Source organism: Prescottella sp. D32, assembly GCF_037287305.1.
In the GTDB taxonomy this organism is placed as follows: domain Bacteria; phylum Actinomycetota; class Actinomycetes; order Mycobacteriales; family Mycobacteriaceae; genus Prescottella; species Prescottella equi.
Genome location: NZ_JARBSW010000001.1, coordinates 816,012 through 836,012, shown reverse-complemented (window position 1 = coordinate 836,012; position 20,001 = coordinate 816,012). Strand labels below are relative to the sequence as shown.

The following is a 20,001-nucleotide window of genomic DNA, read 5'->3' as shown; positions in this document are numbered from 1 at the left end:
CCTCCTCAGCTCGCACCGACCGATCGATCGCTCGGTAGGGCCACAGTGGCACGACGGTGCCCACGGGGTCAATCCCCGCGCAACGGAAGCGGACAAACCAACCGATCGCTACCCTGGTCGGAGCCATCGACTAGGGAGGGACGATGACCACAAGTCCGGATCGCACGAGAATCGAGTTTCCCGGCATCAGCTCGCGGGCCTGGGAACACCCGGCAGACCGGGCAGCGCTCGTCACACTGCGCACCCTGAAAGGCTTCGACACGATCCTGCGGACCCTGTCGGGTCTGCTGCGCGAACGTCAGCACCGCCTCATGTACCTCGCCACGTCCATCCGTGTCGACGAACGTCAGTTCCCCGACCTCGACGACCTGCGGCGGGACTGCGTCGAGATCCTGGGCGCCGACGAGACACCGGAGCTCTTCGTCTTCCAGTCCCCCGCCGTGAACTCGTTCACGATCGGCATGGACAAGCCGTTCATCGTGGTCACCACCGGCCTGCTCGATGTGATGAACTACGAGGAGCAGCGCTTCGTCATCGGCCACGAACTGGGCCACGCGCTGTCGGGACACGCGGTGTACCGCACCATCCTGTTGCACCTCATGCGCCTCGCCGGAACCATCGGCTGGGTGCCCATCGGCGGCTGGGCCCTGCGCGCGATCATCGCGGGACTGATGGAGTGGCAACGCAAATCGGAGCTCTCGGGGGATCGAGCGGGCCTGCTGTGCAGCCAGGACGTCCATACCGCGCTGCGGGTCCAGATGAAACTGGCCGGCGGATCGCGGGTCAGCGAGATCGACCCGGACGCGTTCCTGGCGCAGGCCGCGGAGTACGACGCGAGCGGCGATCTGCGCGACGGTGTTCTCAAACTCCTCAATATCGAGCTGCTCTCCCACCCGTTCTCGGTGCTCCGCGCAGCCGAGTTGAAGCGATGGGTGGACGACGGCGAGTACGCGCAGATCCTCCGGGGCGAGTATCCGCACCGGTCGGCCGACGACGACGCACGGATCGGCGACGAGTTCCGCAATGCCGCCCGGACTTACAAGCAGAACTTCGACCAGTCGGACGATCCGCTGATCCGGGTGCTGCGTGACGTCGGCAGCGGCTTGGGCGATGCCGTCGGCGCGGTAGGCCACGGTGTCGGCGAGGTCGCCGCGGACATCAAGGAGCGCTTCTCCCACTGGCGCAGGCACTCGGGCGACTGACGCGGGCGCGACCGCCGGCGTGCGTCACACCGCGCCGGCGGCGCCCCGAGCGATCACCAGGTACCGATCCACCAGCACCTCGGGGGTGAGCGGGCCGTCGGGCCGGTACCAACTCGCGACGGCGACGCACATCGTGGTCACCGCCCGGCTGGCGTCCTCCGGGTAGGGCGTGGAGAAGTCACCCGACCGCACGCCGTCCCGCACGATCTCGTCGAGCATCCGCTGCTGCTCGTCGCGCATGCCGACGAAGGCGTCCCGAGCCCCCGGCTCCATGCTGCGCATCTCGGTGGACGCGACGAACGCCTGCTCGCGCCGGAACATGTGGAACCGCAGCAGCGATTCGACGACGGCGTCGAACTGCTCACGCGGCGACGACCCCGCTTCCGCGAGCGCCTGCCGGCTGCGGCCGAGCAGATCGACCATGCTCCCCTGCGTCAGCGCCACCAGCAGCGCATGCTTCGACGGATAGTGGTGGTAGAGACCGGGCACCGACAGTCCTGCACGCGAGGCGATCTCGCGGATCGATGTACCTTCGTAGCCCCGCTCCGCGAACAGGTCGAGGGCCGCCGCGAGCGGCCCCGGCAACGCGGCGTCGTCGTAGTGCCGCCACGAGCCGGGTATCTGGTCGGTTGTCATTCCCCCACCGTAAGCCAGACAGTTCTGCTCCCCTGCCGCAGCGTCACTGCGCCGGCGGCTTGGCCATTTCCCGCATCAGCAGATCGGTCATCTTGACGGCGCGGTCGCCGCCGTCGGCGTCGGCGACGAACACCGCGAAGGCGAGGTCACCACGCGATCCGAAGAACCAGCGGTCGGTGTCGTTCCCGGACGCGACACCCATCAGGTCGGGATGCCCCTTCAGGAAGGAGGCGGATCCCTGCTGGACGTTGTCGCGCATCGTGTTACGCAACTGGTCGGTGACGGCTGCCGGCAGCGCGTTCTCGGTGTTCTTCGCGGCGGCCTGTTGCCCTTCGACGATCATCGGCAGCGGGGCGCTGCCGCGCGCGACCGACGCGGCCATCATCGCGAGGCCGAACGGGCTCACCTTCTGCTCGGATCCGTTCTTCGACTTCATCACCTGGTCGACATTGGACTGCGACGCGGTCAGGACGGCGGTCTCGGGATCGAGACCGGGCATCTCGTAGTCGAGGCCGACGCCGAGTTGCCGGCCCGCCTTCTCGAGGTCGTCGTCGCTCACATCCTCAGGTGCGACGCCGGCCTGGGCGGCGGCCGCGGTGCGGACGAGGTCCAGAGAGTTGCCCGCAGGATAGAGGCCGGTGAACGCGATGGGCCCCTGCTCGATCGCTTGATTGTTCTGTGCTGCAGCGACAACGGCACCGGTGGACGGCCGGATCGCGACGATCACCGAGGGGGTGCCGACGCTCACCACCGCGTTCTCGGCGGCCAGCTGCAGCTGCGAGTCGAGGGTGGCCTTGATGTCGGGGCCGGGCGGGCCCTGGTAGCCCACCTGCTGCTGCACGGTGCCGTCGGGATCGACGACGTTGACGGCCCACCCGGCCGTGGCGTCCCGGTTCGCCTGCCACACCTTGCGCAGCGGGTCGAGCAGCGGCGTCACGATGCGCCGGTCCGTCGTGATCAGCTTGGGCTGCTTGTCGACGATCACCCCGGGGATCCCGGTGAGGTCCGTTTCCAGGTACTGGAAGTCCTGGTCACGCAACAACACTGCAACGACTCGCTGCCCGGGCTTGGCGGCGAGATCCTGTCGCATCGACTCGCCGGTAACGAGTGGGGCAACGGGCTCGAGAGCCTTCGCGAGCCGATCGGTCGTGGCCACCGGGTCGGATATCGACGCCGGATCCAACGTGACCGCGTTGATCGTCTGTTCCGCCATCAGGGGGTTACCGGCGCCGTCGAGCACCTTCGGCGGCGCGGCGTCGGTCCGGTCGTAGCGCACGGTTCGGCCGTGGCCGAGGGCCGGCGCGAGCAGCGTGGGATCCCACGAGATGCGCCACCCCACGGCCAGCTTCTTGACGCCTCCGTCGACGAAGTAGCTCCAGTCCTTGCCCTCGCCGAAGTTCCACGCCGCGTCCACGGTGAAGAAACCGGAATCGCCGTTGAGTTCCATGAACTGGGCCAGGGTCCACGTGGATTCCTTGGCGTCGAGACCGTCGAACATCTGCTGGATCGATTCCTCGGCAGCGTTCGGGTACGACGTCAGCTCGGCGGCAGCCTCGGCGTCACGGTCGTTGAGGGCGTCGACGAACCCGGTGACGACCGACTGCGCGCTCGCGTCGGACTTGTCTCCCACGCAGGACACGAGCGTGACGGCCAGGACGGCCACGAGGCCGAGCGGCACGGCAATCGCACAGCTACGCCGGACGCGGGGCGAGGCTCGGAAACCCATGGTCACAATCCTCCCGATTGTCACATCAGTAACAAGCACGGATCGCGCACGAAGGGGTCACGATTGCGCCACTGTGGCGCTCGGCCGATACCCTCCCGTTACCACCGCACCGTGTCCGGGTGCGCCGCGGGACTACCGGAGGAACCGCCCGGCAGCTTCCAGCGCGGGACCCGAACTATCCGCTCCCGCAACGAAAACCGCGAAAGCGAGGTCTCCATCCATGCCCACGAACCAACCATGTGGGCGTGTGCCCTCACCGTACTCCGCAGTGCCGGTCTTGCCCTCGAGGTTCGGCAGATCGGCGAGCGTCCTGGCGGTCCCGTCCGTTACCGTCTCGCGCATCATCGACCGCAGAGCCGCGTCGACGTCCGCGGGCGTCGGGGTGACGCTGCGGTCGGCGACGCCCGGCTTCCCGACGATCATCGTCGGGGCCGGCGTCGTCCCGTTCGCGATGGACGCCGCGACCAGCGCCATCCCGAACGGTGATGCCGTCACCGCGCCCTGCCCGATCGCGGACTCGACCCTTTCGGCGGGCGTCTGCGCGGTCGGCACCGTCCCGGTGACCGTCGTCAGCCCCGGGGTCACGTAGTCGACGCCGAGACCGAACTGCAACGCGGCCTGTTGCAGCGCATCCGGCGGCAACGACACCGCCAGGCGCCCCATCGTGGTGTTGCACGAGTGCGCGAACGCCGAGTGCAGCGGCACCGACCCGAGATCGAAATTGTCGTCGTTCGGGATCTGCCGGCCCTCGATGTTCTCGGTGCCGGGGCACGGCAGCACGGTGTCCGGGGTGACCTTCCCTGCCTGCAGTGCCGCCGACGTCGTGACGGTCTTGAACGTCGACCCCGGCGGGTAGAGGCCCGTCAGCGCGATCGCGCCCTGGGCGTCGGCGGGCGCGTTCTGTGCGACGGCCAGCACCGCACCCGTGGACGGCCGCAGTGCGACGATCGCGGCCGGCTGCGGAACACTCGCGAGCGCATCCTCCGCCCTGGTCTGCAAACGCAGGTCCAGTGTGGTGTCGATGTCCGGGACCGGGGCCGCGTCCTGCCCGGCCAGACGACGCGCCGTCCCGTCCGCGTTCACCAGCTGCACGGCCCACCCGGCGGACTCGTCCTGCTGCTCCTGCCACACGGTGGTCAGGTCGGCGAGTACCGGCGACGACAACGCCCGGTCCACCGTGAGCAGCCGGGTCTGCTGCACGAGCTCCACCCCGGGAACGGCTGCGAGCTGGTCCCGAACGGGCTCGACGTCCTGTTCACGCAGCGCGACCGCGGTGATCGGCTTGCCGTCGGACTTTCCCAGGTCCGCGCCGAGCGACTCGGCGGTGATGGTGGGGACGATCGGATTCAGCAGTCGGGCCAGGGCGGCGGTGTCCGCGGGCGCTTGCACGTCGACGAGTGTCACCACCTGCTGCGTCATGATCGGCTGCCCGTCACTCGCGCGCACCTCGGCGGGCGTCCCCGACGTGGGGGTGAACCGGACCGTGGAGCCGGCGGCGAGTCCGGGCGCGAGCACCGCGGGATCCCACGCGATCACGTCGCCGTCCACGCGGCCCTCGGTGGAGTACTGCCACTGCTTGCCGTCGCCGAAACTCCAGTCCGCGGCCAGGGTGAACGCGTCACCGTTCTCGGACACGGTGAACGACCGCCCCTGCGCGTTCAGACCGTCGAGCATCGCGGTGATGGCCGTCGACGCCGCCGCCGGGTCGCTCGTCAGATCTGCAGCCGCCTGAACGTCGCCGCTCGAGAGCGCGTCGGCGAACCGCTGTTCGGGTGAGGGGTCGCCGCCCCCGCAGCCGGACAGGACGAGTGCGGAAGCCACGGCCAGGACGGTCGCGGTGGTGCGGGGGCCGGGACGCGAGACAGACATGGACCCGATGATGCCCGAGAAACAGACTCCGCGGACGGTGGCGTCGCCGGAGCATCGGAGTAATCATGTAATCAGTGCATTAGGTATTACCCGATCGACCCGAGGAGGACGATCATGGGAAGCACACACGGCCACGGCGGGTTCGGAACCGGTGGCCACAGGTTCGGAAGACCCGGCGGCTGGCAACAGGCCGACGCGCCGGACGCCTCGGACGCCTCGGAGTGGTTCGCGGGACGCCTGCCCGACGACTGGTTCACCGGTCCCGCGACCGTGGAGGTCGACCGTGAGGAGATCGTCGTGTTCGGCGAACTTCCCGGCGAGGACACCGAGAACTCCGCGGCCGCGGAGGAGGGCCGGGTCGCCCGCTTCCGGGAATCGACCCGCCCCGCGCGGATGCAGATCGCGGACGAGGCTCAGGCCCGGTACGGACGCAAGGTTGCGTGGGGTGTGACGATCGGCGATCGACGAATCCTGTTCACGCATTTGGCCGTTCCGGTGATGACGCGCCTGCGTCAGCCCGAACGCAAGGTGCTGGACACGCTCGTGGACGCCGGCGTCGCCCGGTCCCGGGCCGATGCCCTGGCGTGGACGGTCAAGCTCGCCGGACAGCACGCCGAGGAGTGGCTCGCGGAACTACGGGAGGCGATGCGCAAGGTCGACGACCTCAGATCGACCGGCCCGCAGATCTGACACTCCGTCAGAGCACGACCTCGTTCAGACGACCCGTGGCGACGTCGAACACGAAGCCGCGCAACGACTCCGTGAGAGTCACGAACGGGCTGGCCTGGATGCGGCGCAGCGACTGGCGGACGTCCTCGTCGATGTCGGGGAACGCCTCGGCGGACCAGTTCGGCTTGATGCCGGTCTCGTCCTGGATGTCCCGCTTGAAGGCGTCGTCGGTGAAAGTGAGCATGCCGCAGTCGGTGTGGTGGATGAGGATGATCTCCCGGGTACCGAGCAGACGCTGGCTGATGGCGAGCGAACGGATCTCGTCGTCCGTCACGACGCCGCCCGCGTTGCGGATCACGTGCGCCTCGCCGGCGCCGAGTCCGAGGATCCGGTACACGTCCAGTCGCGCATCCATGCACGCGAGCACCGCGACGTGCTTGCTCGGGGGCAGCGGCAGCGGGCCGGTGAACGACTCGGCGTAGCGCTTGTTGTTCTCGAGGTAATCGTCGGTGACCGTCATCGGCGTCTCCCGGTTTCCTGAGGTGGGGCGGGGGTGGAACACCCACGCACACCTTCCATGATCGTCGCGGGCGCGGGCGGGCGGAAGCGTTCGACTCTTCCCGAGCGGAATAAACCGGTTGCATGCCGGTTGAACCGGTCATACCGTGGTCGACGTTCGTGTCTCCGATCGATAGGACAGGCCCTTGCTCCTGTAGAGGTGATCCCGCGCCCTGCGCGACGTGTGCCGAGGCATCCGTCTGCGCCTCGTCCGCACACCTCTCGGAGTTCTCATGGCACATCCGTCCGCGTCCGTCACCCTGTCCGATCTCACTTTCGCCTGGCCCGACGGTTCCCCCGTCCTCGACGGCCTCGACGCCGTCTTCGGGTCGGGACGCACCGGGCTCGTCGGGCTCAACGGCTGCGGCAAGTCCACCCTGCTGAAGCTGATCGCGGGCCGCCTGCAGCCGGCGCGAGGCTCGGTCACCGCCCACGGCACCGTCGGCTACCTTCCACAGGACCTGACGCTCGATCCGGGCGTACGGGTCGACGCGATCCTCGGCATCTCCGACATCCGACGTGCGCTGGCGCGCATCGAGTCCGGGGCCGGCACCGACGACGACTTCGACACCGTCGGTGCGGCGTGGGACATCGAGGAGCGCGCGGTGTCGATCCTGCACCGGCTGGGCCTACGACGCATCGTCGCCGACGTCGCCGATCTGGATCGGACGGTCGGCGAATTGTCCGGTGGCGAGACCACACTGCTCGGGCTCACCGCACAACTGCTGGGTGAGCCGGACGTCCTGCTGCTCGACGAACCGACCAACAACCTCGACGGCGCCAGCCGCAGCCTGCTCGACGCCGCGGTCCGACAGTTCCCCGGCACCGTCCTGCTCGTGAGCCACGACCGCGATCTGCTCGCTTCGGTCGACACGATCGCCGAACTCCGCGACGGGCGAATCCGGCTGTTCGGCGGCAACTTCGGCGACTACCAACAGGCGATCGAGGCGGAGCAGCAGGCCGCGCTCGCCGCCGTGCGCGACGCGCGCAGCGATGTCCGCAAGCAGGGCCGCGAACTGATCGAGGCGCAGATCAAGCTGGATCGTCGCGCGCGCTACGGCAAGAAGATGTTCGAGAACAAGCGCGAGCCCAAGATCATCATGGGCATGCGCAAGCGGGCCGCCCAGGAATCGGCGGGCAAGCTGCGCGGCAACCACATCGAGAAGGTCGACGACGCGAAGAAGGCGCTCACCGAGGCGCAGGACCGGGTGCGCGACGACAGGGAGATCCGTATCGACCTCCCGGACACCGCGGTACACCCGGGACAGCAGGTGATCGAGCTCGAAGGCGTCCGCCTGCGCAGCGGGCAGAGTCTCGACCTGACGGTGACCGGGCCCGAGCGGATAGCGCTCACCGGCCGCAACGGCATCGGCAAGACGACAGCGTTGCAGGAGATCGTGCGGGCCGGCGCGAAGGTGCCGTTCGGATTCCTGCCCCAGCGCCTGGACATCTTCGACGAGCAGATGTCGGTTGCGGCGAACGTCGCGGCCGCGGCGCCGCACGCGACCCCCGAACGGATCCGGGGCAGCCTGGCCCGGTTCCTGTTCCGCGGGTCCGAGGCCGACGCGCCCGTCTCGACGCTGTCCGGCGGCGAGCGACTGCGCGCCGCGCTCGCACTACTGCTGACTGCGGAGCCACCGCCGCGCCTGCTGCTGCTCGACGAGCCGACCAACAACCTCGACCTACCCTCGCTGACCCACCTCGCGCAGGCGTTGAACGAATACCGCGGCGCACTGATCGTCGTCAGCCACGACCGGCAGTTCCTGGCCGACATCGGCATCACGCGGTGCCTGGAACTGACCGAGGACGGGTTCGTCGACGCCTGACGCCGCCGGTATGACATCCGCCACAAATGAGGCGGTCCGTCCCGGCGGCTAGCACGGCAGGCATCGACGGCACTAGCGACGAACGTCCCGGATCGTCACCACACCCGCCACAGGGGCATCAAACGAACCGCTTGCGCTGCTTCGGTTTCCGACTCTCGAACGGCCTCGCTCGAGCGCGCCGGAAATCGCCGTAGCCTGGGGTAGACGAGCTGAGAGGTAGATGCCGTGAACGCCATCGAAACGACCCCGCCCGACCGCGCGAGGATCGACACGACGGATCACATCCGCGCGCAGTGGGAGGCTCGTTCCGTCACCACGGAAACGCGTGCGAAGCGGATACGCGTCCGGCGGATCCTGCTGGTGCTCGGCTCCGTGCTGGCCGTGGTCGGCCCGTCGATTCTCGCCGCGGCCATCGGCGTGCGAGCGGGTGAGGCCTTCCGCATCCTGCTCCTGACCGTCGTGCCGATCACTCTCGCGTTCTTGCTGTTGCGGCCGCGCTGACAGCGAACCGGACTATTCCGGAAAGCCTGTTCAGGTGTTCACATGACTCGATAAACTCGCTACCACCGATCCCCTCGCCCTCAGGAGGGCAGTGTGGCTGTCGAATACGCCGATGGGCAGAGTCAGATCGTCGCGATGCACATGAGCGACGGCATCATCGACGCCCCGACGTCGGCGCTGTTCTGGGCCGTCGCGATCGTCGGTGTCGGCGTCGCGATCTGGCGGGCGCGCACCGAACTCACCGAACGCACCGCGCCGATGGCCGGACTGGTCGCGGCCTTCATCTTTGCCGTCCAGATGATCAACTTCCCGATCCTGCCCGGTGTGAGCGGTCATCTGCTCGGCGGCGGGCTCGCCGCGATCCTGGTCGGTCCGTACACCGGCGCTCTGTGCATCGCGATCGTCCTCACCGTGCAGGCCCTGCTGTTCGCCGACGGTGGACTCACCGCCCTCGGTGCCAACATCACCAACATGGCACTGGTCGGCACCGCCGTCGGATACGCGGTGGCCGTCGCGTTGCGCCCGCTGCTCGCGCGACACGGCGATGCCGGAATCGGCATTCTGGCGTTCGTCTCCGCTTGGTGTGCAACGGTTCTCGCGGCGTCGATGTTCGTGGTGGAGTACGCGGTCGGCGGCGACGCGGTGACTTCGCTGCACGCCGTCGCCGCGTACATGTTCGGTACCCACGCGCTGATCGGGATCGGCGAGGGCATCATCACCGCATTCACGGTGGTCGCGGTCGCGCGGGCGCGTCCCGACCTGGTGTACCTGTTGCGAGCCCGACCCGGCGTCGCGCACGCGAAGGGAGCGATGTCGACATGACGACCTCCATCCGCACCCGGTCCCGCTTCCTGGTCGGCTTCGCGATCGCCGCGCTGTTGATCGCCGGAGTCCTGTCGTATCTCGCCAGTTCCAGCCCGGACGGTCTGGACTCGACCACCCAGCGTGGCTGCGACGTGGTGCAGGTCGACGGCGGCGAGCAGTTGGTGGGCGACTGCATCGCTCAGGGCGCGACCGATCATCATCTGTCGTCGTCGCCGCTGGCCGACTATTCGGTCCGAGGTGACTCCGCGCTGACCGGGGTCGCCGGGGTACTGGGGGTCGTCGCGGTGTTCGTGGTAGCCGGCCTGTTGTTCCGAACTCTCGCGCACCGCCGCCGGGAACCCTGACGTGTCGGGTTCCCACGCCCATCCGATGTACCTCGAAGGGTCGTCGCCGGTCCACCGATTGCCTCCCGAGGTGAAGATCCTCGCCGCCCTCGTCGGCGTGTTCGCCGTGGTGGCCACCCCTCGCGACGCGTTCTGGGCGTTCGCCCTGTACCCGGCGATCCTGGTGCCGGTGTGGCAGATCGCGGGGATCACGCTGCGCTGGTTGGCGCCCCGCATGCTCGTCGAACTCCCGTTCGTCGTCCTCGCGGTGCTGCTGCCGTTCGCGGAGGAAGGCGATCGCGTGGCCGTCCTCGGCCTGTCGCTGTCCGGGCCCGGCCTGCTGGCGGCGTGGAACATCCTCGCAAAGGGCACCCTGGGCGTGCTGGTCTCGCTCACGCTCGCGGCGACCACGCCGGTGCGATCGCTGCCGGCCGGGCTGTCGCGGCTGCGTCTGCCGGGCATCGTCGTCACCGTCGCGACGCTGATGCTCCGGTACGTGAATCTGCTTGCCGGCGAGATCGAACGGATGCGCATCGCACGCATCTCCCGAGGTGACGACCCCCGGACCCTGCACCAGGTAGGGGCCACCGCGCGCGGCGTCGGCGGGGTGTTCCTCCGCTCGTACGAGCGGGGCGAGCGCGTTCACCTCGCGATGCTGTCCCGCGGGTTCACCGGCACCGTCCCGCTGTACGCGCCGCCGGCCCGGGGTCGCGACTGGTGCCTCGCGCTTGCGCCGGCCGTGTGCGCCGTCGCAGTCGCCGTCATGGCCTGGACGGTGTGAGATGTCGGTTCCCGCAATCCGAACCGACAGTCTCGTCTTCGAGTATCCGGATGGTCGCCGAGCGCTCGACGGCGTCGACTTCGAGGTCGCGGCGGGCGAACGCGTGGCGATCCTGGGACCGAACGGCGCCGGCAAGACCACACTGATCCTGCAGCTCAACGCCGTGCTGACGGCGACGTCGGGCACCGTGCAGATCGGTGACCTCGCCGTGGCCCGCGAGAACCTGCGGGAGATCCGGCGCCGGGTCGGGGTGGTGTTCCAGGACCCGGACGACCAGCTGTTCATGCCGACGGTCGCCGAGGACGTCGCGTTCGGCCCCGCCAACTTCGGGGTCCGCGGCGGCGAACTGGAGCGCCGGGTCGCCGAGGCGCTCGCGCAGGTCGACATGGCCGAGCACGCGCAGCGGAGCGCCGGTCATCTCTCCGGCGGTCAGCGTCGACGAGTCGCGCTCGCAACGGTTCTCGCGTGCCGGCCCGACGTACTGGTGCTCGACGAGCCGTCGAGCAATCTCGACCCGGTGGCGCGTCGCGAACTCGCCGACGTGCTCACAGGGCTCGACACGACGCTGTTGCTGGTCACCCACGACCTGCCGTACGCCGCCCAACTGTGCCGGCGTGCGGTGGTTCTCGACGAGGGTCGGGTTGTCGCGGACGACCGGATCGAGCGCATTCTCGGGGACACCGAACTGCTGGCGGCGCACCGCCTGGAACTGCCGTGGGGCTTCTCGGTTCCCGCTTCGGCCCCCGAGGGGTGACCGAAGCGACGCAGCAGGCCGTTCAGTCGGTGGTGCTGTCGCGCTCGGCCGCCTCACTCGGGTGCTGTTGCGCGCGGCGGAGTTCGGTGTTGATCCGCTGGGCTTCGCTGAGCTGGTCCTCGAGAACGATGATGCGGCAGGCGGCCTCGATAGGGGTGCCCTGATCGATCAGTTCACGCGCGCGTGCGGCGATGCGGAGTTGGTAGCGGGAATAGCGGCGGTGACCGCCCCCGGATCGCAACGGGGTGATCAGCTTCGCGGTGTCGAGGCTGCGGAGAAACGCCTGCGTGACACCGAGGATTTCGGCGGCACGGCCCATGCTGTACGCAGGGAAGTCCTCGTCGTCGAACTTGTCTCCCGGGCCGGCGGCGTCGGGGCTGTTGCTGTCTGACTTCGGCGGAATGTGCGTGTCGCCTTTCGTGTGCACGGACGGGGGCCCCGGCGCCTGTGCGGCGCCGGGGCCCGAGGGGATTTACTTACCTGTTCCCCGCCTCGGCGGACGGGACGCGATCTTGTAACAGCTGACCGTGCACCACCTCCCGGTTTGGGGATCTTCCTTCGATGTTCCGGGGCAGTGATCTCGCTACCGCCCCGGGTGCGGCGCCCAACTCACCGGCGCCGCAGGTCCTGCAACTACCTGTTCCCTGCACTACCGAGGCGATCGTGCTGCCCGGTAGATGGCGGGACGCGTCGAGTACTTCCGAAACACATCAACACACCTTCTCGACGCGTCCCGCCCTACTCACCAGTTCTTTCCTTCACGCAGGTCTTCGTCCTCTTACCTGCCTTCTTGGATCCTTCTGTATCGACGAGAGAAACAGTACAACGGACACCGTCAATTGTCTACAGCGGCCGCTGTAGAAATTCACGTGATGGTCGTCACGCCCCGAACGCGCGGCCGACGCCCCCGACCGCAGACCCCCTACCGGCGGCGGGCCTCTCCGAGAAGCGCCCCAGGCGGGGATTGGTCTGCTGCAGTTGCCAATCGGTCCAATGCTCGAGACTTCCCGCCTCGTCGGCGTCGAGGCGGTCGCAGATCAGGTCCCAGTGCACCGCCACCCGGTCCCCGATCCGCAGGTCCGGGACGAAGGATCCGGAGCCCACGTTGCGCCGGGCCGGCCGGTCCTCGAGCGGTCCGAGGGCGAGTCGACGGCCGTCGAACTGCAGTCCGCGCGAGCGGACGGTCGCCGTCTGCGAGGTCAGGGCGACCACGACGCCGTTGCGGATGCGACACGAATCCAGCACGTGCATCGGCTGCGGCATGCCCGTATCGAGCAGGCGCGTCCACGGGTAGACCCCGAACACGTGGAACGCATGCGTCGGTGCGGCCTCGGGCAGGAGATCGTCGGTGAGGTACTTCCAGTAGTGACCGGCCCGAGCCCCCAAGCGGGCCAGTAATTCCCGGCCGAACCGCGCCCGGTCGACGGCCGCCGTCACCTCGTTGCCGGTCCAATAGCCGCGGACCACGCGCCCGTCGAGCGGATCATCGATGCCCGCGAGTTCGGCCAGCAGCTCCTGGTACGGCCACGCGCCACTGAACTGTCGCGCGACGGCGTCCACCGCTGCCGACCCCGCGCCGACTCCCCCGCACGCCACCGTCTCGAGAGTCGCCGCACCGGCGGGTCCGCAGTAGCCGAGAGCGTTGGGCGCGTACGCGTACCGCGCGAACAGTACGCGGCCGGCATCGACCCCGGTGGTCACTCGGGTCTCCGACCCACCAGCAGCGCCGTCTCCCGGTGCAGGCGCCCGAAGTTGTAGTACGCCGCGCACGCCCCCTCCGGCGACACCATGCACGTGCCGATCGGGGTCTCCGGGGTGCAAGCGGTGCCGAACACCTTGCACTCCCACGGCTTGATGACGCCCTTGAGGACCTCGCCGCACTGGCACGCCTTGGGGTCCGCGACCCGCACGCCCGGCATCGAGAAACGCTCCTCGGCGTCGAACTCGGCGTAGTCGGGATGGATCTTGAGCGCGCTCTGCGAGATGAAGCCCAGTCCGCGCCATTCGAAATGCGGTCGCAACGCGAAGGTCTCACTCATCAGCTTCAGGGCCTGCGTGTTGCCCTCCGGCCGGACCACGCGGATGTACTGGTTCTCCACCTCGCAGCGGCCGTCCCTGATCTGCTGCAGCAGCATGTGCACGGACGCGAGGATGTCGAGTGGTTCGAAACCGGCCACCACCATCGGCTTTCCGTACACCTCCGGGACGAAGCGGTAGGGCCGCAGCCCCACGACGGTCGAGACGTGGCCCGGGCCGAGGAAGCCCGACAGCCGCAGATCCGGCGACTCGAGGATCGCCTTGATGGGCGGGACGATCGTCACGTGGTTGCAGAAGATGCTGAAGTTGGTCACCCCTGTCTGCCGCGCCCGCACCAGCGTCACCGCCGTCGACGGGGCCGTCGTCTCGAACCCGACGGCGAAGAACACGACCTGCTTGTCGGGGTTGTCGACGGCGATCTTGAGCGCGTCCAGCGGCGAGTAGACGAACCGCACGTCCGCGCCGCGGGCCTTCGCCTCGATGAGGTTTCCTCGGGAACCGGGCACGCGCATCATGTCGCCGAACGTCGTGAAGATGACGTTCGGCTGTTCGGCGAGGTACATCGCGTCGTCCACGCGCCCCATCGGGATGACACACACGGGGCACCCCGGTCCGTGCACCAGTTCCACCGACCGGGGCAGCAGGTGTTCGATCCCGTGCCGGTAGATGGTGTGGGTGTGCCCGCCGCACACCTCCATGAACTTGAACTCGTCGTCGCCGGCGAGTTCGGTGATGGACCGGACCAGCGCCCGTGCCGCCGCCGGATCCCGAAATTCGTCCACGAACTTCATGGTGCAACCTCCTCGGTGACCCGCTCGGTCAGTTGATGCTCGACGAGTTGAACGCGTCGATCTCATTGACGTAGTCGGCGCCCATCTTCTGCACCTGGTCCAGTGTCAGCGCGGCCTCGGCCTCGTCGATCTTCGCCATCGCGAAGCCCACGTGGACGAGAACCCAATCGCCGACGACCAGACCCTCGTCGGCGAGCAGACGCACGCTGATGGTGCGTTGGACCCCGTTCACGTCCACCTTCGCCAGGCTCTGCTCGGTGTCCACCATCTGCACCACCTGGCCCGGAATGCCCAGACACATGGCCGGCTCCTTCCTCGCTCAACAGATCCGCGGCAGCGGGTCGCCGACGAGCATGTCGACGATCCGGCTGCCGCCGAACGCGGTTCGCAGGGCCACGATGCCCTCGGGTTCGGCGAGCACCTCGCCGACGATTGCGGCGTCCTGGCCGCCCGGGCATCCGCGGAGCGCCGCCAGCCCTGCCTCGGCCTCGCGCTCGGGCACGATCGCGACGAACTTGCCCTCGTTCGCGACGTACAGCGGATCGATACCGAGCAGATCGCACGCCCCCGCCACCTGCGGCAACACGGGGAGCGACGTCTCGTCGAGGATCACCGCGAGACCGGTGGACTGTGCCAGCTCGTTGCACACCGTCCCGACGCCGCCGCGGGTGGCGTCGCGCATCCACCGTGTCGACGGTGCCGCGTCGAGCAGCGCGTGCACCAGACCGTTGATCGGTGCCGTGTCCGATCGGATGTCGGCCTCGATCGCGAGTTCGCCCCGGGCGAGCATCACCGCCATCCCGTGCTCACCCATGGTGCCGGACAACAGGACCCGGTCCCCCGCCTGCACGTATTCGGGTCCCAGCCGCGTCGTCACCGGCAACGCCCCCACCCCGGCGGTGCAGATGTAGACGCCGTCCGCGGCGCCCTTGCCGACCACCTTGGTGTCACCGGTCACCACGTGGACACCGGCCTGGGCGGCCGAATCGGCTATGTCGGCGACGATCTCGCGCAGCAGCGCGATCTCGAAGCCCTCTTCGATGACGAACGCCGCCGACAGCCACAAAGGCCGCGCCCCGGCCACCGACAGGTCGTTGACGGTGCCGTGCACCGCGAGGTTCCCGATCGACCCGCCCGGGAACTGCAACGGCTGCACCACGAACGAGTCGGTGGAGAACGCGATCCGCTCTCCCGACGGCAGGCTCAACGCCGCGGCATCACCGAGTTGTTCGAGCTGCGGGTTGCGCAGCGCCTCCACGAACACTGCGTCCACCAGCGCCGCGGAGGACTTTCCGCCCGCACCGTGCGCGAGCGTGACCACGTCCTCGAGCAGACGTGGGCGGCGCTTGCGGAACGATGCGATGCGTTCGAGGACTCGGTCCTCGCGGTCGGCGGCCGTGGTCGGATCCGTCGTCATGGGCCTAGCCCTCCTGTCCGGTGGTCGCTTCGGGCGCCGCGGCTCCCCGCGACAGGTGGTCCTGGGCGGCCTCCCACAGCCGGTATCCGACCAGTGCGTGGCTCTCCTGGATGCGGTGGATGCTCTGGGAGCGGATGGTGAAGCAGTAGTCCAGGTCCTCGCTCACCGCCATCCGGCCGCCGTCGTGCCCGGCGAACCCGATTGTGAGCAGTCCACGCCGTCGCGCCTCGGCCAGCGCGATCATGAGGTCGTCGGAGTTGCCCGACGTCGACAGCGCGATCGCCATGTCGCGGTCGTGAGCGTGGGCGATGATCTGCCGGGAGAAGATGAGGTCGAATCCGACGTCGTTGCCGAGTGCGGTCACCACCGCCTGGTCCGCAGCGAGGGACCAGGCCGCGACGGGCCTACCGCACGCCGGCCGACTGAACAGCGACGCGAGGGTGGCGGCATCGGTGGAACTGCCGCCATTGCCGAAGGTGTAGAGGCGACCGCCCTGGGCGAATCGCTCCGCCATCCGGGCACCGGCCTCGCGGATCTCGCCGCCCCACTCGGCGATCGAGTCGTGCTGCAGCCTCGCACTTTCCGTTGCCTTCGAGCGCGCCGACGACGCCAGGTCGTCCAGCAGCGCCTCGGCGCCCTCCTCGTGGGCGTCGATGAAGGGGTACAGGAAGTCCGTCTCCTCCGAGCGTGGTCCGGGTGTGGTCACGGCCGTCCCTCCTCGTTCGGATCGATGCGGGTGATGGCGGCCCCGCCGTGGATCAGCAACAGGTCGCCCGCCGTGACATCGGCGATCAGTGTGGTGTCGACACGTTCCTCTCCCGCTGCCGTGCGCACCAGCACCCCGTCGATCGAGTCGCCCGGCACGAGAACCACTTCCGCGAGACGCCCCTCGTCGCTGCATGTGACGCACACGTCGTCGGTGCACTCCTCCGCCGGCGCGTCGAGCAGGCCCGGGTGTTCGAAACAGACGTGGGTGAGTTCCCACAGCAGGTGGTACATCAGTACGAACCGGCCGGTCGCCGGGATCATCGGATCGTCGGAGTCGACCCAGAGGATATGGGTCGCGGCGCCCGCCTCCGGCCGCGGTCCCGAGCCGATCCAGACCGTGTCGACGCCCCATGCCGGTGCACGCCGCACGATGTCCCGGACCTGCGGCTGATCCGCGGACGCCACCGCCAGGATCACGTCGCCGGGCCGCGCCGCCACGCGGCACTGGGCGACCGGATCGGGTTCGACGAGCGAGACCGACGGCAGCGCCCGTTTGCCCATGATCACCGGGTGCACGAACTCGACCGCGACGTGGTGCGCGTGTGGTTCCCACTGCGGCGAGACCACCCAGAGGGTCGCACCGTGCTGGAAGCGCCGCGCCAGGCCCAGGGCCGCGGAGGAGAGGTCGGCGGACAGCGCCCGGTCGATCAGTTCCACGGTGGTATCGCTCGTCGTCATGTCTGCACCTCGTCGATCGCTTCCGTTCGGCGCCGGGAACCGAGCAGCACCGCACCGAGCGCGGCCTGTCCCAGCGAGAGTCCACCGTCGTTGGGCGGCACCACGTGGTGGGTGAGTACTCGCCGCCCCTCGGCCTGCAGGCCGGCCCGGACGAGCGCGGTCAGCAGCCGGTTCTGGAACACTCCGCCGGTCAGTCCCACCGTCTCCACCCCGGACGCCGCCGTGACGTCGAGCGCGAGCCTCACCGTCGCGGAGGCCAGTGCCCGATGGAAGCCGAGCGCCAACGCCGACGGCGCGATGCCCGCCCGCACCCCCGAGACCAGACCGGCGAGCAGTTCGGCCAACCGCAACTGACCGTCCGCGACTCGCATCTCGATCGAGGCGGGGTGTCCCGCCGTGCGCGCGAGCGCCTCCAGTTCCACGGCGGCCTGTGCCTCGTAGCTGACGCGGTGCCGCACCCCGAGGATCGACGCTGCGCCGTCGAACAGGCGCCCGACACTGGTGCTGCGGGCACATCCCAGCCCGGAATCCAATTGCGCTGTCACCAGGGCGCGTTCGTCCGGCGCGAGGGCGCGGACGCACGGCAGATCGTCGGCCTCGTCGAGCAGGCCCACCTCGCGCAGCAGCGCCAGCGCGACCCTGGCCGGATTGCGCACCGCGGCATCGCCGCCCGGCAGCGAGAATGCTTGCAGGTGACCGGCCCGGGTGGCGTCGTGCACGTCTGCGCCCACGAGCAGCATCTCGCCACCCCAGACGGTGCGATCGCACCCGTAGCCGGTGCCGTCGAACGCGATTCCCAGCATCGGCGTGCCGATCAGCCGATGCTCCGCGGCGAGGGCCGCGACGTGCGCGTGGTGGTGTTGCACGGTCGCGAGCGGGACTCCGGTGCGGGCGCTGTAGTCCTCCGCCCAGTTCCGGGTCGAGTACCCGGGATGCTCGTCCGCCACCACCAGTTCGGGGCGCACATCGTGCAGCGCCGACGTCTGCGCCACCGCGGTCTCGAACGCGCGGCGACTCTCGAGGGTTCCCATGTCTCCGAGATGCCCGGAGCAGAAGGCGAACTCCTGCCGGGTGAGGCAGAAGGTGTTCTTCACCTCGGCCCCCACCGCGAGCACCGACGGGCTCGGCCCGCCCAGCAGAACCGGCAGCGGCGCGTAGCCGCGGGAGCGCCGGATCGGCTGGACCGCGCCGGCCGCGACGGTGAGCACCGAATCCTCGCACGGCACCGCGATGTCCCGGTCGTGCATCAAGAACACGTCGGCGATGCCCGACAGGCGCTGCCGCGCATCGTCGTTGGTGAACGCCAGCGGTTCGCCGCCCCGATTTCCCGATGTCATCACCAGCAGTCGCGGCGGCGGCACTCGGCTCCCGGGCGTCGGCGCGAACAGCAGATGGTGCAGCGGCGCGTACGGCAGCAGGATGCCGACGTCGTCGAGACTCGGGGCCACCGCGGCCGCGACGACGTCCGTGGTCCTTCTGCGTAGCAACACGATCGGCCGGGCGGGGCCGGACAGCGCGGCCGCCTCGACGTCGTCGATCGAGCAGACCTCGCGCGCAGCCCGGATGTCCGCCGCCATGACGGCGAAGGGCTTCGCCGGGCGCGCCTTCCGCTCGCGCAGCAACTGTACGGCAGCGGGATTCGTGGCATCGCACACCAGGTGGAAGCCCCCGATGCCCTTGACCGCGACGATGCCGCCCTCCGCGATCGCCTGTTGGGCGATCCCGAGGACGTCGTCGTCGCCGTCGATCCGGGCGCCCCCCTGCTCGGCGAAGATGCGGGGACCGCAGTCCGGGCAGCAGATCGGCTGTGCGTGGTAGCGGCGGTCCGCGGGATCCTCGTACTCGCGCGCACATCGCGCGCACATCGGAAACGACCCCATCGTGGTGTACGGCCGGTCGTACGGCAGATCGGTGATCACCGTGTAGCGGGGCCCGCAGTTGGTGCAGTTGACGAACGGATGCCGGTAGCGGCGGTCCGTGGGGTCGGCCATCTCCCGGGCGCAATCCGCGCAGATCCCGACGTCGGGCGGCACCAGGGTGCGGGCGCCCGGGGTGCGCACGCTCGGCACGATCCGGAAGCCGGACGCACCCACGACCGGTTCGGACACGTGCTCGACCGTCACGTCGAGCACCACCGCCAGCGGAGGCGCGTCGCGTCGCACCCGCTCCGCGAACTCCGTGAGCACCCGCGGCGGGCCCTGCACCTCCACGAAGAAGCTCACCTCGTCGTTGCCGCAGTGACCGGCGAGACCGAGTTCACCGGCCAGGCGCGCCACGAACGGCCGGAAGCCCACGCCCTGCACCACCCCACGCACGGTCAGCCGGTGCCGCTCCACCGCGACCCGGCCGACCCGCGTGTCCGACACGGCCGTCACGGCGACGCGCCCCCGTCGATCCGGGGTTCACGGGGGCGGCCCATCATCTCCAGGCCCGCCATCGCCCGCGCCGCCCCGTCCGCGTCGACCCGTTCCACCGCGAAACCCATGTGGATCACCACCCAGTCGCCGGACTCGAGCACGGTGTCCTCGAGCATGCCGACGTTCACCTTGCGTTCGCGGCCCTCGACGTCGACCAGCGCCAGCTGACCGCCGTAGCCGTCGAGCATCCGAACCACCCGTCCCGGAATTCCCAGACACATCG

General features: G+C 69.3%; 21 protein-coding genes. 8 read left to right on the top strand and 13 right to left on the bottom strand.

Annotation, left to right across the window (positions count from 1 at the left end):
* Positions 1 to 143: 143 nt before the first annotated feature.
* Positions 144 to 1,202, top strand: coding sequence for a M48 family metallopeptidase (locus tag PSS76_RS03810; protein WP_005517474.1), 1,059 nt, complete (start codon positions 144 to 146; stop codon positions 1,200 to 1,202).
* Between the two features lie 24 nt (positions 1,203 to 1,226).
* Here PSS76_RS03810 and PSS76_RS03805 read toward each other — a convergent pair whose 3' ends face one another.
* The 3 genes from PSS76_RS03805 to PSS76_RS03795 form a co-directional block, all read right to left on the bottom strand.
* Complete coding sequence (locus tag PSS76_RS03805) at positions 1,227 to 1,838, bottom strand: TetR/AcrR family transcriptional regulator (protein WP_005517473.1); 612 nt, start codon at positions 1,836 to 1,838, stop codon at positions 1,227 to 1,229.
* Between the two features lie 43 nt (positions 1,839 to 1,881).
* Entirely contained in the window at positions 1,882 to 3,564 is a 1,683-nt protein-coding gene (locus PSS76_RS03800; RefSeq protein WP_237171026.1) for an NTF2-like N-terminal transpeptidase domain-containing protein, read from the bottom strand.
* 132 nt (positions 3,565 to 3,696) lie between these two features.
* Complete coding sequence (locus tag PSS76_RS03795; protein WP_084968535.1) at positions 3,697 to 5,433, bottom strand: penicillin-binding transpeptidase domain-containing protein; 1,737 nt, start codon at positions 5,431 to 5,433, stop codon at positions 3,697 to 3,699.
* A 114-nt stretch (positions 5,434 to 5,547) separates the two neighbouring features.
* Here PSS76_RS03795 and abmR point away from each other — a divergent pair, with 114 nt between their 5' ends.
* The gene (abmR, locus tag PSS76_RS03790) at positions 5,548 to 6,123 is read left to right on the top strand and encodes an ATP-binding transcription factor AbmR (protein ID WP_013417269.1); all 576 of its coding nucleotides are present in this window, start codon (positions 5,548 to 5,550) and stop codon (positions 6,121 to 6,123) included.
* Between the two features lie 7 nt (positions 6,124 to 6,130).
* Here the strand turns inward: abmR and PSS76_RS03785 are convergent, their stop codons facing one another.
* Positions 6,131 to 6,622, bottom strand: coding sequence for a beta-class carbonic anhydrase (locus PSS76_RS03785; RefSeq protein ID WP_013417270.1), 492 nt, complete (start codon positions 6,620 to 6,622; stop codon positions 6,131 to 6,133).
* A gap of 271 nt (positions 6,623 to 6,893) precedes the next feature.
* On the opposite strand from PSS76_RS03785, the gene PSS76_RS03780 reads away from it, so the two are divergent.
* The 6 genes from PSS76_RS03780 (at position 6,894) to PSS76_RS03755 (ending at position 11,670) form a co-directional block, all read left to right on the top strand.
* Positions 6,894 to 8,486 (top strand): ABC-F family ATP-binding cassette domain-containing protein, encoded by a 1,593-nt coding sequence (locus PSS76_RS03780; RefSeq protein WP_064076219.1) that lies wholly within the window; start codon positions 6,894 to 6,896, stop codon positions 8,484 to 8,486.
* A 225-nt stretch (positions 8,487 to 8,711) separates the two neighbouring features.
* Positions 8,712 to 8,987 (top strand): hypothetical protein, encoded by a 276-nt coding sequence (locus PSS76_RS03775; protein WP_005517466.1) that lies wholly within the window; start codon positions 8,712 to 8,714, stop codon positions 8,985 to 8,987.
* Positions 8,988 to 9,122: 135 nt separating this feature from the next.
* Positions 9,123 to 9,809, top strand: coding sequence for an energy-coupling factor ABC transporter permease (locus tag PSS76_RS03770; protein ID WP_064076388.1), 687 nt, complete (start codon positions 9,123 to 9,125; stop codon positions 9,807 to 9,809).
* Positions 9,806 to 10,156, top strand: coding sequence for a PDGLE domain-containing protein (locus PSS76_RS03765; RefSeq protein WP_005517464.1), 351 nt, complete (start codon positions 9,806 to 9,808; stop codon positions 10,154 to 10,156). Before PSS76_RS03770 ends, PSS76_RS03765 begins: the two co-directional genes overlap by 4 nt.
* A 25-nt stretch (positions 10,157 to 10,181) precedes the next feature.
* Complete coding sequence (gene cbiQ / locus PSS76_RS03760) at positions 10,182 to 10,916, top strand: cobalt ECF transporter T component CbiQ (protein WP_081121285.1); 735 nt, start codon at positions 10,182 to 10,184, stop codon at positions 10,914 to 10,916.
* Position 10,917: 1 nt separating this feature from the next.
* Positions 10,918 to 11,670 carry an energy-coupling factor ABC transporter ATP-binding protein gene (locus tag PSS76_RS03755; protein WP_069855545.1) on the top strand — a complete coding sequence of 251 codons (753 nt, stop codon included), beginning with the start codon at positions 10,918 to 10,920 and terminating at the stop codon, positions 11,668 to 11,670.
* A 22-nt stretch (positions 11,671 to 11,692) separates the two neighbouring features.
* Here PSS76_RS03755 and PSS76_RS03750 read toward each other — a convergent pair whose 3' ends face one another.
* The 9 genes from PSS76_RS03750 to PSS76_RS03710 all read right to left on the bottom strand — a co-directional run bounded on the left by PSS76_RS03750 (position 11,693) and on the right by PSS76_RS03710 (position 19,999).
* Entirely contained in the window at positions 11,693 to 12,097 is a 405-nt protein-coding gene (locus PSS76_RS03750) for a MerR family transcriptional regulator (RefSeq protein ID WP_005517458.1), read from the bottom strand.
* A gap of 452 nt (positions 12,098 to 12,549) precedes the next feature.
* Positions 12,550 to 13,371 carry a DUF6390 family protein gene (locus tag PSS76_RS03745; RefSeq protein ID WP_064058505.1) on the bottom strand — a complete coding sequence of 274 codons (822 nt, stop codon included), beginning with the start codon at positions 13,369 to 13,371 and terminating at the stop codon, positions 12,550 to 12,552.
* Complete coding sequence (gene hypD, locus PSS76_RS03740; protein ID WP_005517455.1) at positions 13,368 to 14,498, bottom strand: hydrogenase formation protein HypD; 1,131 nt, start codon at positions 14,496 to 14,498, stop codon at positions 13,368 to 13,370. Before hypD ends, PSS76_RS03745 begins: the two co-directional genes overlap by 4 nt.
* Positions 14,499 to 14,526: 28 nt before the next feature.
* Positions 14,527 to 14,799 carry a HypC/HybG/HupF family hydrogenase formation chaperone gene (locus tag PSS76_RS03735; protein WP_005517454.1) on the bottom strand — a complete coding sequence of 91 codons (273 nt, stop codon included), beginning with the start codon at positions 14,797 to 14,799 and terminating at the stop codon, positions 14,527 to 14,529.
* Between the two features lie 18 nt (positions 14,800 to 14,817).
* Positions 14,818 to 15,915: a hydrogenase expression/formation protein HypE gene (gene hypE, locus PSS76_RS03730; protein WP_084968536.1), complete on the bottom strand. Its 1,098-nt coding sequence runs from the start codon at positions 15,913 to 15,915 to the stop codon at positions 14,818 to 14,820.
* A 4-nt stretch (positions 15,916 to 15,919) separates the two neighbouring features.
* Positions 15,920 to 16,621, bottom strand: a complete 702-nt coding sequence (locus tag PSS76_RS03725; RefSeq protein ID WP_084968537.1) for a D-sedoheptulose-7-phosphate isomerase — start codon at positions 16,619 to 16,621, stop codon at positions 15,920 to 15,922.
* On the bottom strand, positions 16,618 to 17,361 hold the full coding sequence (locus PSS76_RS03720) for a hydrogenase assembly protein HupF (RefSeq protein ID WP_084968538.1): 744 nt from the start codon (positions 17,359 to 17,361) through the stop codon (positions 16,618 to 16,620). The genes PSS76_RS03725 and PSS76_RS03720 overlap by 4 nt, the downstream gene beginning before the upstream one ends.
* Entirely contained in the window at positions 17,358 to 19,736 is a 2,379-nt protein-coding gene (gene hypF, locus PSS76_RS03715; RefSeq protein WP_443147366.1) for a carbamoyltransferase HypF, read from the bottom strand. Before hypF ends, PSS76_RS03720 begins: the two co-directional genes overlap by 4 nt.
* The gene (locus PSS76_RS03710; RefSeq protein WP_005517448.1) at positions 19,733 to 19,999 is read right to left on the bottom strand and encodes a HypC/HybG/HupF family hydrogenase formation chaperone; all 267 of its coding nucleotides are present in this window, start codon (positions 19,997 to 19,999) and stop codon (positions 19,733 to 19,735) included. Before PSS76_RS03710 ends, hypF begins: the two co-directional genes overlap by 4 nt.
* Positions 20,000 to 20,001 lie beyond the last annotated feature (2 nt).